Raw genomic sequence first — 13,952 nt, 5'->3', positions numbered from 1 at the left:
TCTCGCGAGGAAACCCTCGATCGCTCGGCACTCCCCGGCCGGACGAAGGACAACCGCGACAGGCAGGTCTCCTGGCTTCCGGGTCCTCATCTTGCCCGGCCTTCCCGGATCCGGAGATCCAGTGGCGCACGAAGGGGCAAGACTCGCCGGTCACAGTTGCGGGGACAGCCCCGGATGACGAGCCTGCGCTCGCTTCCGGGTTCCCTTTTCATCCCATCTCTGGGAACCTGTCGCAGCTGCGCGTCTAGAACGCGCGTTGGACAAGGGCAAGCCGTGGCACGATCGACACTATTCCTGGGCGGCGCACGGTCGGGCAAGAGCCGGCTTGCGCAGCAGGCGGCGGAGGCGTGCGACGGGCCGCTGACCTATCTTGCGACCGGGGAGGGCCGCGACGACGAGATGGCGGATCGCATAGCCCGGCACCAGGCGGATCGCGGCGCGCGGTGGCGGACGGTGGAATGCCCGCTCGCGCTCCCCGAGGCGATTGGCGCGGTCGGGGCCGGCGCGGTACTGGTCGATTGCCTGACGTTGTGGCTGTCGAACCTGATGCTGGGGGAGCATGACATTGCTCGCCGTACCGCGGATCTGCTCGCCGCGATCGCCGGAACGCCGCTGCCGGTAATGATCGTGAGCAACGAGGTCGGGCTGGGGATCGTGCCCGAGCATCCGCTGGGCCGGAGGTTCCGCGACGCCGCGGGGCGGCTCAACCAGGCGGTCGCGGCGCAGGTGGACGCGTCCTATTTTGTCGCGGCGGGACTGGTTTTGCCGCTGCAACCCTTTGGCGGGACGCGCTAGACGTGGTCTCGTTCTCCCGCCAGCGCAGGAGAACGAGACCGCGTCCTCAGACGCGCATCGGCATCAGGACGTACAGCGCCGCCGACTTGTCATTCTCGCGGATCAACGTCGGCGCGGCGGCATCGGCGAGGTGGACCTCGATCGTGTCGCCATCGAGCTGCCCGAGGATGTCGAGCAGATAGCGGCTGTTGAACCCGATCTCGAACCCCAGCGCGGTGTATTCGCCCGGGACTTCCTCGGCGGCGGTGCCGTTTTCGGGCGAGCTGACCGACAGGATGATCTTGTCGCGGTCGAGCGCCATCTTGACCGCGCGGGTCTTCTCGGTCGCGATCGTCGAGACGCGGTCGACGCCTTCCTCGAAGCTGCGCGGGTCGATCTTGAGGATCTTGTCGTTGCCCGTCGGGATGACGCGGCTGTAGTCCGGGAAAGTCCCGTCGATCAGCTTGGACGTCAGCAGCGCCTGGCCCAGATCGAAGCGGATCTTGGTCGGCGACATCGACACGCCGACCGAGCCGTCGATCTCGTCGAGCAGCTTGCGCAGCTCGGCGATGCACTTCCGTGGGATGATGATGTCGGGCATCGACTCCGCGCCATCCGGCCGCGGCATGGTCACGCGCGCAAGACGGTGGCCGTCGGTCGCGGCGGCCTTGAGAACGGGGAGCGGATCCTCCGACACGTGCCAGAAGATGCCGTTCAAATAATAACGCGTTTCCTCGGTCGAGATCGCGAAGCGCGTCTTGTCGATGATCTGCTTGAGCGTCTCGGCTGGCAGCTCGAAGCTGACCGGGAGCTCGCCCTCGGCAATCACCGGGAAATCGTCGCGCGGCAGCGTGCCGAGCTGGAACTTGGCGCGTCCCGCCATGATCGTCATCTTGCCCTCGGCCGCGCTGAGCGAGACCTGACTTCCCTCGGGCAGCTTGCGTGCGATGTCGAACAAGGTGTGCGCCGACACGGTGGTCGAGCCCGGCTGGTCGACCGCGGCTGCGATCGTCTCGTTGATCTGGAGATCCAGATCGGTCGCCATCAGCTTGAGGCCGCCCTCGGCAGTCGCCTCGATCAGCACGTTGGACAGGATTGGAATGGTATTGCGCCGCTCGACCACCGACTGGACGTGGCTGAGCCCCTTCAACAAGGTTGCGCGTTCGATCGTCGCCTTCATGCCGTTCCCCCGGGCCGCCGCCCCATTTTTAGCCCGTTCCGGTGCGCACCGGGGGCAATTCGCCGTGTGCCTTTCCTTAAACATAAAAGGGGCCGGAGCAAGCGCCCCGACCCCTCTTTCCCGCAGCTAAATCAGCCGTGGGCCGTCTCGTTTCCGGTCGTAAGCAACCGAATCAGAAGCGGAAGCCAACGCCGGCGAGAACCTGGTGACGGTCCGTGTCGACGCTGAAGTTGTTGGTGTTGGCACCATTCGCGAACTCAAGACGTGCGTTGCCGTAGTTCGAATAGCGATATTCGAGCTTGGCATAGGTGCGCGCCGTGATCGCCTGCTCGACGCCTGCGCCGACCCGGTAGCCGTCCAGCGTGTAATGCTGGCCGGTGGTGACCGTGCCGTTGTTCGCGGTCAGATCGAGGCGGGCGTTGGTGTAGCCGCCCTTGACGTACAGCAGCGTGGTCGGCTGAAGCTTGTAGCCGACGCGCGCGCCGGCATAGAAGTCACGACCGGCCTTGACGCGGCCGTAGCCGAGCGCGGCTGCATCGACCGGGTTGTTGGTGACCTTGCTGGTCGACCCGGTGACTTCGCCTTCGACGCCGAACACGAAGCGGCCGCCGTTGTCGATGTCATAGCCGATGTCGCCGCCATAGGTCAGGCCGTCGGCACCGCGGTCGCCGCGGATGCTCGATCCGTCGGTGCTGCCGGGCTGCAGCTTGTCATAGCCGAGCAGGACGCCGGCACGCGGGCCGTTGAACGCGCGGTCGGGGGAATTGGTGGGCGGGCCGTCCTGGGCCAGTGCGGGGGCAGCCATGCCGAGGCCGAGAACGGCGGTGGCGGCGGTGAGGACGATCTTGCGCATTGGGGTAACTCCATGGTGTTCGCCCGCCGGTTCCAAATCCTTAGCAGCGGGGAAGGCTCAGATAGGCGCCCGCCGAAGGCCTTGCATGAACCTCAGATAAACACGGAAAACCGTTGCTATTGCGCCACACGGGGTTGAAGGAACGCCCATGAATTCCAACGCCCCGATACTGTCGCAAACCGCCCCGAAGTCGCCACGCGGCGGCCGCGATTACATTGCGCGGCACGGCGAAACCGTCTTCAACGCCGCAGGGCGCCTGCAGGGCGAGCACCCGCACACGCCGCTGACCCGCGCTGGTTTCGCGCAGGCGGACGAAATGGGGCGGGTGTTGCGGCAGAAATTGGGCGCCAAGCCCGCACTGACCTTGTGGGCCTCGCCGACCGGGCGCGCATTGCAGACGCTCGCGGTGATCGCGGAGCATCTCGAGCTCGACTGGCACGGCGCGCACACCGATTCACGGCTGGTCGAGATCGGCACCGGCGACTGGGCGGGGCGCTATTATGCCGATCTCGCGGCGGAAGGGCTGAAGGTCGTGGATCGCGAGACCGGGCTGCTGCATCCCGCCCCGGGCGGCGAACACTATCCCGCGATCGCCGCACGCGTATCGGGCTGGCTCGCGGATACCGACGCCGATCCGGGCGACCGGCTCGTCATCATGCACGGCGTCTCCAGCCGGGTGCTGCGCGGGGTGATGACCGGGGGCGCGGACCTGCCGGGCTATGGCGCGCCCGCATTGCCCGGGTTGCCGCAGGGCTCGATCGTGCTGATCGAGCGCGGAGTCGAGACGCTGGTCCATCGCGGCGCGGGGCATGCGCCCGCGTGATCCGGCGGCTGCTGGCGGTGCTGGCGTTGGCCGCGCTCCCGGCGGGGGCGGGGGCGCGCGAGACGCTCGGCGTGTTCGACCGGTGGGGCGCGTTCAGCGACTCCGCGCCGCGCCGCTGCTTCGCGATCGCCGAGCCGGTGCGCGCGGGCGGCGCGTCGCGCTGGCGGCCCTTCGCGAGCATCGCGAGCTGGCCGGGGCAGGAGGCTGGAGCGGGACGGGTGCGGAACCAGCTCCATATCCGGCTGAGCCGGGAGCGCGATCGCCAGGCGCGCGTCACGCTGTCGGTCGGGGACCGCCGCTTCGACCTGACCGCGACCGCTGCCGACGCGTGGGCGCCCGATGCGCGGACCGACGCCGCGATCGTCTCGGCGATCCGCTCCAGCCGGAGCATGAGCGTCGAGACGCTGGGGCAGGCCGGGGGGCCGTTTGCGGACGTCTATGCGCTGAAGGGCGCGGCGACCGCGATCGATGCGGCGGCGATTGCCTGTCTCGGCCGGTAACGGGCGGCGCGGCGAACGCAGCGAAGGTTGCACGGACCGGGCACGGGCGTCTCATCTAAGCTATTGTTATATTGGCGAAATACCGTGATTCACGCCTGCGCGCCGACGAGGCCGTAATAGACCGTCCCGTCAGCCGCCGTGATCGTGACGATCAGCGCGACCTCGGTCCCGCGCGGGCCGTACAGCGCGCCTTCGAAGCTGCCCGTCGCGCCCGAGGCGGTGTAGGTCGCGGTGCCGCTGACCCGGCCGGTCGACGGATCGACCACGCCGACCAGCGTGATCGGCTGTGGGGTGACGGGCGGGCCGTAGATGGACGAGCCCGTTCCCCCCAGCGACGCGGGATAGAAAGCGGTGCTGCCGCTGACCGACCGCGCGCCATAGTCGATCGCGAGCGACGCCGTCGCGCCGGTGCCGCCATAAACGAAGGTCGAGGTGAGGGTGGACTGCCCGCGCAGGACCACGGTCCCCGCAGTGGGAAGGTCGCTCGCAAGCGTCCGCGCACCGAACAGCAGATAGCGCAGCACGCGATTGTCGGGGTCGGTCGGATCCTGCCACGTGACATAGCCGGCATAGGTCAGTCCGAGCCCGGGGACATTGGCATCGTATCCGAGATAGACCGGCTTGCGGGTAAAGCTTTGCGGTGAACCGTCGGATGAGTCGTAGGACGCGCTCCCGCTTCCCTGCACTTGCGTGCCGACCGTGAGCGCCGCGCTGCCGTAGCGGGCCTTGTACTGCCGCGTCGCCACCGTGAAATCGAACCCCTGCGCTGCCGACTCCTGATCGAGGCGTGTCAACGGGGACGCCCCGCGGGGTTGCTGCAACGTGTAGCCGATCGCGGTGAAGACGCGATCACGCGTGAAGTCCGACGCCGCGGCATAGCTTGGCTGGGGTGTGGGCGTGGGTGTCGGCGAGGGGGTGGGTGTGGGGGCGGCTCCCGATGGTCCGGCCGGGACGACCGCGACATCGCCGCCCCCGCCGCTGCCGCTGCCGCTGCACGACGCCGTCATCAGGCCGATGCCGATCAGCATGCACCAGTTCGTCTTTGCAAGTACCGTCATTCGTCCGTCCCCCCGACCCGGCGGGACGAATAGCGGGATCAGGAGGGGCCGACAAACCCTTCCCGCACGATGGTGAAATGCCGGATAGGCGCGGCGTGACAGATTTGAGGTGTGGGACACTTGCGGGGAACCAGGCGGCCAGTCTTCCTCACAAGGCGGCAGCGACGGCATCGGCCTGGCATCCGCGCAACTCCTCGTGGCGTGATCGTCGGCAACGGTTCGATTGCGGGGTCCGAGGCGTATCCGTCCCAGTCGCTGTATCATGCCAGCAAGGCGGCGGTTCGCTCCGTTGCACGGAGCCGGACGAACGATCTGACGGGCCGCGGCATCCGCGTGAACGTCGTCTTGCCGGGCAGCGCCGACACCCCCTTGGTGCCAAACGTCTTCGACGGCCTTCCCGATGCGGCCGGCGGAGCCTTCTCGCCGTTCGCCGATCGAGGGGCAGGATGTTCCAGGACCAGTATCGCGCACGGTATCTTCAATCGATCGAAGTCTGTCCGGCTTCGAGCGGAGCGGTGGCCGGCACGGCGTCGAGCGAGACGCTCACGGCCGCTTGCAGTTCCGCCAGACTGTACCCGTCCCGCGCCTGGATGGCCAAACCCTGCATGATCGCCGTGATGAACCGCGACAGACGCTCCGCGGGCTCTGCCGTCAGCCACTGCCGCAGTTTCTCCGCCAGCAAGGTGCGGAAGGCGGCACGACGTTGGACGAGTTCCTGCGCAAGCTCGGCATGGTCCGGATGGCTGGCGATCATCCCGGTGTTGAGCATGCAGCCGATCTCTCCCTTCGGATCGAGCAATCCCCGGGCGGTGCCGTCGAGCACGAGGTGCACCGCCTCCCGAAGCGACCCCGCCGCATCCATGAACGACAGATCGGAGGCTCCGCGGAAATCTGCGTACCGGTCGAGCGCTTCGCGATAGAGCGCCGCCTTGTTGCCGAACGCGGCATACAGGCTGGGTGCCGCGACGCCCAGCTCCGCCGTGAGCTGCTGGAACGATACACCCTCATAACCGTGCCGCCAGAACAGACGCATGGCGCTGTCCAACGCTGCGTCCCGGTCGAACCCGCGGGGTCTTCCACTCGGTCGGTTTGACGGGGTTTCCATAATGCCCGTTAAACAACGATTGACAGGCGGAAGCAACCACTCCATTCTTTTATGACCGTTAAAGAATACTGAGGTGATACCAATGCCGTCAGCCAATCCCATCGCCGTCATCACCGGGGCATCCTCTGGCATCGGTGCGGTGTACGCCGATCGCCTCGCCGCGCGCGGCTATGATCTCGTGCTGGTGGCGCGCCGGATCGATCGCTTGCGAATGCTGGCGGAAACCTTGTCGGCGGCGCACAACGTCGAGGTCCAGGCGATCGAGGCCGACCTTACCGACGAAACAGGTCTTGCACGGGTCGAGCAGCTGCTCCGCTCCGACGAGCGGATCGCGCTGCTGGTGAACAACGCGGGCAATGGCAAGCTGAGCGGTACCCTCGACATGTCCGATGCGGATACGGCCTCGACGATCGCGCTCAACCTCGTCGCGCCTACCCGGCTGGCTCGCGCCGTCCTGCCTGCGTTCGTGAAGCGGAATGCCGGTGCGATCATCAACATCGCGTCGGTCATGGCGCTGCACGCGCTTCCCATCACGACGCTGTACAGCGCGACGAAGAGCTACGTGGTGATGTTCAGCCGTGGGCTGCAAGGCGAGTTGCAGGGGACCGGCGTTCGCGTCCAGGTAGTCCTTCCGGCCGCTACGGTCACCGAATTCTACGACCAGGCCGGTCTTCCGCTTTCGGCGCTCGATCCTGCGGTCGTCATGACGGCGGAGAATCTGGTCGATGCTGCGCTCGCCGGGTTCGATGCGGGCGAGGCGGTGACGCTTCCTTCGGTCCACGACGCCCAACTCTGGACCGCCTATGACGACGCGCAGGATGCGCTATTTGGTGCCACGCAGGTCGGCAGTCCGGCACCGCGCTACGCCCCGGCTGTTTGAAGAGGTCCTAATCTAAGCAGGTCCCGGAAGTTCGTGCCGAGTCGCGGCTTCGTTCTTCCGGTTCCTCCGGTGATCGCGCCGCCAGGGGGCCGGCCCGAGCGCGGGCGGCAGCCGCGCTGGCCTGCCGTGCGCGTTCCCGCCGTACGGGGAGTAGAAAAACCGTGCGTTTTGCCCTATGTGCGCCCCATGCAGACAGCACCAGCCTTCTCCATGCCCATCCCGGGGCATATCGACCCTGTACCCGTGCCGCGCGCATTGGTGCCGCGCAGCGACGGGCGGATCGATCTGCTCGGCCTGTCCAAGCCCGATCTGCGGATGGCGCTCGAGACCTCGCAGCTCGACCCCAAGCAGGCGAAGCTGCGCGCGAAGCAATTGTGGCACTGGATCTACAATCGCGGCGTCACCGACTTTTCGCTGATGACCGACATCTCGAAGACGATGCAGCCGTGGCTCGAGCAGCGCTTCACGATCAGCCGCCCGCAAGTGGTCGAGGCGCAGGTGTCGACCGACGGGACTCGCAAGTGGTTGCTGCGGACCGACGACGGCAATGATTACGAGATGGTGTTCATCCCCGATGCGGACCGCGGCACTTTGTGCGTGTCGAGCCAGGTCGGCTGCACGCTCAACTGCCGCTTCTGCCACACCGGCACGATGCGGCTGGTGCGCAACCTGACCCCGAGCGAGATCGTCGGGCAGGTGATGCTCGCGCGCGATGCTTTGGGCGAATGGCCGAGCCAGCCCGAGGGGCGGATGCTCACCAACATCGTGATGATGGGAATGGGCGAGCCGCTCTACAATTTCGACAATGTCCGCGACGGGTTGAAGATCGTGATGGACGGCGACGGGATCGGCCTGTCGCGCCGCCGGATCACGCTTTCGACCTCGGGCGTGGTGCCGCTGATGGCGCGCGCGGGCGAGGAGATTTCGGTCAACCTCGCGGTGTCGCTCCATGCCGTCACCAACGAGATCCGCGACGAGATCGTCCCGATCAACCGCAAGTACAAGCTCGAACAGGTGCTGCAGGCGTGCGCGGACTATCCGGGCGCGAACAACGCGCGGCGGATCACGTTCGAATATGTGATGCTCAAGGACAAGAACGACAGCGACGCGGATGCGCGCGAGCTGGTGCGGTTGCTTAAACTTTATGATCTGCCGGCGAAGGTCAATCTGATCCCGTTCAACCCGTGGCCGGGGGCGCCGTATGAGTGCTCGACGCCGGAGCGGATCAAGGCGTTTTCGAACATCGTGTTCGATGCGGGGATCAGCGCGCCGGTCCGTACCCCGCGCGGGCGCGACATCGATGCGGCCTGCGGGCAGCTCAAGACCGCGAGCGAGAAGAAGACGCGCGCCGAGCTCGATCGGCTTGCGGAGGAGAAGCAGGCGGCGCTGGGGTAAAGGGGCGTGGGGTTTCGCGGCCCGTGCCGGTCCCACAACCCGCCGTCGATGAACCCACCCCTATATCTTGCCTCGATCCGCCCGCTGCGGCACAGGCGTCCGGCACAAGATGCGGCAGGACGGAGGCGCGGTGACCCTGACGACAATCGGCCTGTCCGCGGGCGCGGGCATCCTCGGCGGCGCGATGAACGCGCTGGCGGGCGGGGGCACGTTCGCGACGCTCCCCGCGCTGATCGCGCTCGGGCTGCCCGCCAATACCGCCAATGCGACTTCGAACGTCGCGCTGCTGCCGGGGGCCGGGACGAGCGCCTGGGCGTTTCGCAAGGAGCTTCAGCCGGTCGGCGGGGTCAATGTGTGGCTGCTCGGGGCGATCACCTTCGTCGGCGGGCTGGCGGGGAGCGCGCTGCTCGTCGTGACGCCGACGCGCGCGTTCGACCTGATCATCCCGTGGCTGCTGCTGTTCGCGTTCGTCGTGATCGCGTTCGGCCGCCAGGCGGCGGATGCGCTCCACAGCCGCGTCGCGATCGGGCAGCGGACGCTGATCGCGGCGCAGACGTTGCTCGGGGTGTATGGCGGCTATTTCGGCGGCGGGGTCGGGTTGATGACGACCGCGATCTACGGGTTGCTCGCGGGGGTGTCGCCGCGCGCGCTGTTTGCGCCGCGCACGCTGATGCTCGCGCTCGCCAATGCCGCCGCCGCGATCGTGTTCATCGCAGGCGGGCTGGTCGCGTGGGCGGCGGCGGTGCCGATGCTCGTCGGCGCGATCGTCGGCGGGTGGATCGGCGCGATCGTCGGCAAGCGGCTGTCCCCCGGGCTGGTGCGCGGGTGGACGCTGTTCGTCACCGCCGCGACGACGATCGTGTTCTTCGCGCGCGCCTATTTCTGATTTGGGAGCGTCAGCAGCGCGGCGAGGATCCTGGGGTCGTCCTTCGGGTCGATCGAGGCCTTGTAGGCGGTGCGCATCTTGCCGATCTCGGTCGTCCAGGTCTTGGCGTCGAGCTTCGGCTGCGTCAGCAACTGCTCGGCCGAATGGCAGGCGGTGCAGTTGGTCGTCAGGATCTCCGCGCTTGCGGGGAGCGTCGCGGTCTCGGGCGGGAGCGTGATCGACTGCGACGTCAGCGCGATCGCGGTGGGCGCGGGGGTTGCCTCGGGCGCACGCTGGCACGCGCCGAGCAGCAGCAGCGCGACGAGCGGCGCACGCGTCATGCCACCACCACGCGCGCGGTTTCGATGCTGCTGCGCATATAGCCTCCGGGGTTCCAGATCGGCGTGGCCTTCTGGCCTACGCCGCGCGTGTTGACGGTGCGCACCGCGATCTCGTGCGATCCGCGCGGCAGGCCCGCGAGCGGTATCGCCCAGCGGCGGAAGCTGTAGGGGCCGTGATCCGGCCCGAGCTGCGCCGGCTTCCAGCTTCGCCCGCCGTCGAGCGAAACCTCGACCTTCGCGACTCCCGCGTCGCCGCCCAGCGCGATCCCGCGCGCTTCCTGCGGCGTGGTGCGGGTGAAGAAGGCGCGCGGCGGCATCCGGCCGATCGGGACGGTCGCGAAATCCTTCGCGCCGGGCTGCACGCCCGCGTCGGCGGTCGCGGGGATGCGATACGCCTTTTCCATCCAATAGCCGGTGTCGGGCGCGGTCAGCAGTTCGATCGAGTCGAGCGCCTTGATCCAGTAGGTCGAATAATAGCCCGGGACGATCAGCCGCAGCGGGAAGCCGTTGAGCAGCGGGAGCGCGGCGCCGTTCATCCCGTAGGCGACGATCACGTCGTCGTGCGCGCATGGTCGAGCGCGAGCGATTTGGCGAAATGCGGTGCCTCGCCCGGGGCCTGGTCGAGCCCAGAGAGCTTCACCTGCACCACGCCCGGCGCGACGCCCGCGCGGTCGAGCAGGTCGCGCAGCCGCACGCCGGTCCAGCGCGCATTGCCCATCGCGCCATTGCCCCATTGCGCACCCGGCACGCGCGGGGCGAACAGCCCGCGCGAATTGCCCGAACACTGGTTGACCGCCGCCACCTCGACCCTGGGCATCGCCTGGATGTCGGTCAGCGACAAGGACGTCGCGCGCTTGACCGCGCCGCCGATCCTGAGCCGGAACGCCGCCGCATCGACCGACAGCGGAATGTCGGCATAATGCCAGCGGACGTAGAAACGGTCGTTCGGGGTGAACGGATCGTCGCCGAGCGCGCCGTCGAACGCCGCCATCGGGGTTTCCAGCAGGGGCGCACGGCTGCGTTGCAGGATCATCCCCGTCTTGCCGGGGAAGGCGTTGGTCAGCGCGCGCTGGCCGGTGCCGTCCGAGAGACCGAGGTCGACCATCGCCTGCGCCCAGAGCGGTGCGCTGGCGAGCGCGCCGACGCCGAGGCCCCCGAGCGCGAGCGCGGCGCGACGGTCGACGGGCTCAGCCATGCTGGATCGCCACCGGCACGAACCGCGCGACCTGCTTGCCGACCAGCGAGAGCTGTTCGATCACCGCGGCATCGTTCGCGCCGCCATCCTCGTCGAACTTGGTGAGCTGCGTGTTGACCGCAGCCGCGAACGGCGTCGGCCAGCCGCGCAAAGCGTGGACGATCGAGCGCAGCGCGGCGATCGTGCTGCCGGTCGCCTGCCAGCCATAAGCGGTCGCGATCAGGCCGACCGGCATGTCCGCAAGGTACTGGCGATGCGGGTCGCGCGCGGTTTCCTCGAGCAGGTCGAGCGCGTTCTTGACCACGCCCGAGATGCTGCCGTGATAGCCGGGCGACGCGATGATGATTGCGGATGCCTGGCGGATCGTGTCGACGAATTCGGTTTCGTCGGGGGTGCGGGTCGTTGCCTTGGGATCGTAGAGCGGGAGCCGCGCCATGTCCGCGCCGCCGAACATGCGGGTGCGGAAGCCTTCGCGCCCCGCCGCGTCGAGCGCGATGCGCAGCGCGCGTTCGGTCGAGGAGATACCGCCGATCGTCCCGCCGATCCCGACGACGAGGGGCTGATCGGATACGGGTTCGGCCATCGGGGCAAGGCTTTCGGCTGGGTCCAAACGGACCGGGAGCGCGCTCAATAGCCCGGCAGGGCAATTGTCTCAATGCCTCTGACTGCCCCTCTGACTGCCCCTCTGACTGCGGTGTCATACCGGCATGCGCAACATTGCTCGCGCCAGGGCACCGGGCCTGCTAAAAGCCCGCGATGCTGTCCCCCTGCTTGCGCGATCTGTCATACACAGATAATACACTCGTTCGTCCTGTCGGGATCTGCTGAGTATGCGCCCATATCCGTTCGATGCCGACCCGGCTTCCTCGCGCAATGGCCCGCTCGAGCTGAAGGACGGGGTTCCGCCGCCCGAACGCTATCTCCGCGAGACGCCGTTCGAACCCGAGGACGACGACTATCCGCGCCCGCCGCGCCGGCGGCGGCAGATCAACTGGATGCGCTGGATCATGCGCGGGCTTGGCGTAGGGATCGTGCTGTTCGTGCTCGCGGTCGCCTGGCTCGCGGTGACCGCCCCCTTGTCCAAGTCGCTCCAGCCGCCGACGCCGCCGAGCGTCACGCTGCTCGCGGACGATGGCACGCCGATCGCGCGGCGCGGGGCGATCGTCGGCGCGTCGGTCGATGCCGCCAAGCTGCCCAAGAACGTCACCAACGCGTTCCTCGCGATCGAGGATCGCCGCTTCCGGTCGCATTGGGGGATCGACCCGCAGGGGATCGCGCGCGCGTTCGTCCACAACCTGCGCTCGAGCGGGCGCGACCAGGGCGGCAGCACGATCACGCAGCAGCTCGCGAAGAACGCCTTCCTCGATTCGGACCGCACCGCCGCGCGGAAGATCCGCGAAGTGCTGATCGCCTTCTGGCTCGAGGCGTGGCTGACCAAGGACCAGATCCTGTCGCGCTACCTTTCGACGGTCTATTTCGGCGACAATACCTACGGGCTGCGCGCGGCCGCGAAACATTATTTCGGGCGGACCCCGGAGAATCTGTCGATCGCACAGGGGGCGATGCTCGCAGGACTGGTCAAGGCGCCGTCCAAGCTCGCGCCGACGGTCAACCTGTCGGGCGCGCGCGCGCGGGGCGCGCTGGTGCTGGCGGCAATGGTCGATGCGGGGTTCCTCGACAAGACGACCGCCGCCTCGGTCCGTCCCGCGCGGCTCGCGAGCGACCGGGTCGCGCCGCTTCCGAACGGCACCTATTTCGCGGACTGGGTGCTCCCCGCCGCGCGCGACCAGGCGGGCGAACTCGCCGCCGAGAGCAAGGTCCGCACCACGCTCGACCGCCGGTTGCAGAAGGCCGCCGAACGTTCGGTCAAGCGCGCCGGGTTGCGGCAGGCGCAGGTCGCGCTCGTCGCGATGCGCCCCGACGGCCGCGTCGTCGCGATGGTCGGGGGCAAATCCTATGCCGCGAGCCCGTTCAACCGCGCGACGCAGGCGATGCGGCAGCCCGGATCGGCGTTCAAGCTGTTCGTCTATCTCGCGGCGATGCGCCACGGGATGACCCCGGATTCGATCATCGACGACAAGCCGATCACGATCGCCAACTGGAGCCCGAAGAATGCGGACGGGCGCTATCTCGGCCCGATCACGCTGCGGCAGGCGTTCGCGCGCTCGTCCAACGTGGCGGCGGCGCGGATCACGCAGGAGGTCGGCGTCGCCGCCGTCATCAAGGCGGCGCGCGATCTCGGCGTGACGACGCCGATCCCGAACGAGGCGACGATCGCGCTCGGCACCGCGAGCATGTCGCTGGTCGAACTGACGCAGGCCTATGCCGCGATCGCCGCCGAGCAATATCCGGTCCGCGCGCGCGGGCTCGAGGATGCGCCGTCGCGCGGCATGTTCGCGACGCTGACCGATCGCCCGCATGCGCTGTCGGGGACGATCCGCGACGAAATGCTCGACCTGTTGTCCGCCTCCGCCGAGACCGGGACGGGGCGCGCGGCGGCGCTATCGGTCAAGACCTACGGCAAAACGGGGACGACGCAGGACAGCCGCGACGCGCTGTTCGTCGGCTTCGCCAACGGGCTGGTGGTCGGCGTGTGGGTCGGCAATGACGACAATACGCCGAACGCCGGACTGTCGGGCGGCGGCGTGCCCGCGCGGGTGTGGAGCGACTTCATGCAGCAGGCGCTCGGCGTCGGGCGCGCGGTGGTGCCCGAGGCGGTGACCGAGGATGTCGACCCGGACGCCAACGGCTTTGGCGAGACGATCGAGAACTTCCTCGACCCGGGGAATATCCCGCCGGTCGAAGGCGAGATTCCCGGCGTCGGGCGCGTGCGATTGCGGGACGGGCGGCTCGATTTCGAACCGACCCGCGACGGGCGGCGCGAGGACGAGCGCGACCGCCGCCGCCGCGACGACCCCGAGGATCGCGCACCGCAGCGCGATGGCTATGAGGACGAGCAATAGCGGGTGGCTGGCGCGGGGGC

The 13,952-nt window shown here is 68.2% G+C and carries 13 protein-coding genes, 2 pseudogenes and 1 riboswitch; of the genes and pseudogenes, 8 read left to right on the top strand and 7 right to left on the bottom strand.

The features are described from left to right. Nucleotides 1–44 precede the first annotated feature (44 nt). Nucleotides 45–246: riboswitch (cobalamin riboswitch) on the bottom strand. A 27-nt stretch (nucleotides 247–273) separates the two neighbouring features. Beyond that, complete coding sequence (cobU, locus tag RI03_RS18530; RefSeq protein WP_010219136.1) at nucleotides 274–795, top strand: bifunctional adenosylcobinamide kinase/adenosylcobinamide-phosphate guanylyltransferase; 522 nt, start codon at nucleotides 274–276, stop codon at nucleotides 793–795. A gap of 46 nt (nucleotides 796–841) precedes the next feature. Here the strand turns inward: cobU and dnaN are convergent, their stop codons facing one another. Next, nucleotides 842–1,954 carry a DNA polymerase III subunit beta gene (gene dnaN, locus RI03_RS18525; protein ID WP_010219134.1) on the bottom strand — a complete coding sequence of 371 codons (1,113 nt, stop codon included), beginning with the start codon at nucleotides 1,952–1,954 and terminating at the stop codon, nucleotides 842–844. A gap of 172 nt (nucleotides 1,955–2,126) precedes the next feature. Further along, entirely contained in the window at nucleotides 2,127–2,807 is a 681-nt protein-coding gene (locus tag RI03_RS18520) for an outer membrane protein (protein WP_010219132.1), read from the bottom strand. 148 nt (nucleotides 2,808–2,955) lie between these two features. Between RI03_RS18520 and RI03_RS18515 the strand changes: the two genes are divergently transcribed. After that, the gene (locus RI03_RS18515; protein WP_010219131.1) at nucleotides 2,956–3,630 is read left to right on the top strand and encodes a histidine phosphatase family protein; all 675 of its coding nucleotides are present in this window, start codon (nucleotides 2,956–2,958) and stop codon (nucleotides 3,628–3,630) included. Continuing rightward, nucleotides 3,627–4,130 (top strand): hypothetical protein, encoded by a 504-nt coding sequence (locus tag RI03_RS18510; RefSeq protein WP_010219130.1) that lies wholly within the window; start codon nucleotides 3,627–3,629, stop codon nucleotides 4,128–4,130. The genes RI03_RS18515 and RI03_RS18510 overlap by 4 nt, the downstream gene beginning before the upstream one ends. An 89-nt stretch (nucleotides 4,131–4,219) precedes the next feature. Here RI03_RS18510 and RI03_RS18505 read toward each other — a convergent pair whose 3' ends face one another. After that, complete coding sequence (locus RI03_RS18505; protein ID WP_238542445.1) at nucleotides 4,220–5,188, bottom strand: hypothetical protein; 969 nt, start codon at nucleotides 5,186–5,188, stop codon at nucleotides 4,220–4,222. Between the two features lie 111 nt (nucleotides 5,189–5,299). Between RI03_RS18505 and RI03_RS25140 the strand changes: the two are divergent. After that, nucleotides 5,300–5,560, top strand: a pseudogene (locus tag RI03_RS25140) (SDR family NAD(P)-dependent oxidoreductase); the annotation flags it as partial. A 106-nt stretch (nucleotides 5,561–5,666) separates the two neighbouring features. On the opposite strand, the gene RI03_RS18500 reads toward RI03_RS25140, so the two are convergent. Then, complete coding sequence (locus RI03_RS18500; RefSeq protein ID WP_238542444.1) at nucleotides 5,667–6,221, bottom strand: TetR/AcrR family transcriptional regulator; 555 nt, start codon at nucleotides 6,219–6,221, stop codon at nucleotides 5,667–5,669. A 154-nt stretch (nucleotides 6,222–6,375) separates the two neighbouring features. On the opposite strand from RI03_RS18500, the gene RI03_RS18495 reads away from it, so the two are divergent. From RI03_RS18495 to RI03_RS18485, 3 genes are all read left to right on the top strand, one after another. After that, on the top strand, nucleotides 6,376–7,173 hold the full coding sequence (locus RI03_RS18495; RefSeq protein ID WP_010219127.1) for an SDR family NAD(P)-dependent oxidoreductase: 798 nt from the start codon (nucleotides 6,376–6,378) through the stop codon (nucleotides 7,171–7,173). Between the two features lie 186 nt (nucleotides 7,174–7,359). Then, on the top strand, nucleotides 7,360–8,568 hold the full coding sequence (gene rlmN / locus RI03_RS18490; protein WP_026046861.1) for a 23S rRNA (adenine(2503)-C(2))-methyltransferase RlmN: 1,209 nt from the start codon (nucleotides 7,360–7,362) through the stop codon (nucleotides 8,566–8,568). Nucleotides 8,569–8,677: 109 nt separating this feature from the next. Further along, complete coding sequence (locus RI03_RS18485) at nucleotides 8,678–9,454, top strand: TSUP family transporter (protein WP_010219125.1); 777 nt, start codon at nucleotides 8,678–8,680, stop codon at nucleotides 9,452–9,454. Here RI03_RS18485 and RI03_RS18480 read toward each other — a convergent pair. The 3 genes and pseudogenes from RI03_RS18480 to RI03_RS18470 all read right to left on the bottom strand — a co-directional run bounded on the left by RI03_RS18480 (nucleotide 9,445) and on the right by RI03_RS18470 (nucleotide 11,552). Beyond that, nucleotides 9,445–9,774 carry a hypothetical protein gene (locus RI03_RS18480; RefSeq protein ID WP_010219124.1) on the bottom strand — a complete coding sequence of 110 codons (330 nt, stop codon included), beginning with the start codon at nucleotides 9,772–9,774 and terminating at the stop codon, nucleotides 9,445–9,447. The genes RI03_RS18485 and RI03_RS18480 overlap by 10 nt on opposite strands. Then, nucleotides 9,771–10,969, bottom strand: a pseudogene (locus tag RI03_RS25410) (molybdopterin-dependent oxidoreductase). The gene RI03_RS18480 and the pseudogene RI03_RS25410 overlap by 4 nt, the downstream one beginning before the upstream one ends. Continuing rightward, complete coding sequence (locus RI03_RS18470) at nucleotides 10,962–11,552, bottom strand: NADPH-dependent FMN reductase (RefSeq protein WP_010161762.1); 591 nt, start codon at nucleotides 11,550–11,552, stop codon at nucleotides 10,962–10,964. Before RI03_RS18470 ends, RI03_RS25410 begins: the two are co-directional and overlap by 8 nt. Nucleotides 11,553–11,799: 247 nt before the next feature. On the opposite strand from RI03_RS18470, the gene RI03_RS18465 reads away from it, so the two are divergent. Further along, nucleotides 11,800–13,932, top strand: a complete 2,133-nt coding sequence (locus RI03_RS18465; RefSeq protein ID WP_010219123.1) for a transglycosylase domain-containing protein — start codon at nucleotides 11,800–11,802, stop codon at nucleotides 13,930–13,932. Nucleotides 13,933–13,952: the final 20 nt, after the last annotated feature.

Source organism: Sphingomonas sp. PAMC 26621 (genome assembly GCF_000251145.1).
GTDB lineage: Bacteria > Pseudomonadota > Alphaproteobacteria > Sphingomonadales > Sphingomonadaceae > Sphingomonas.
This window is presented reverse-complemented; position numbering and strand designations above follow the sequence as displayed.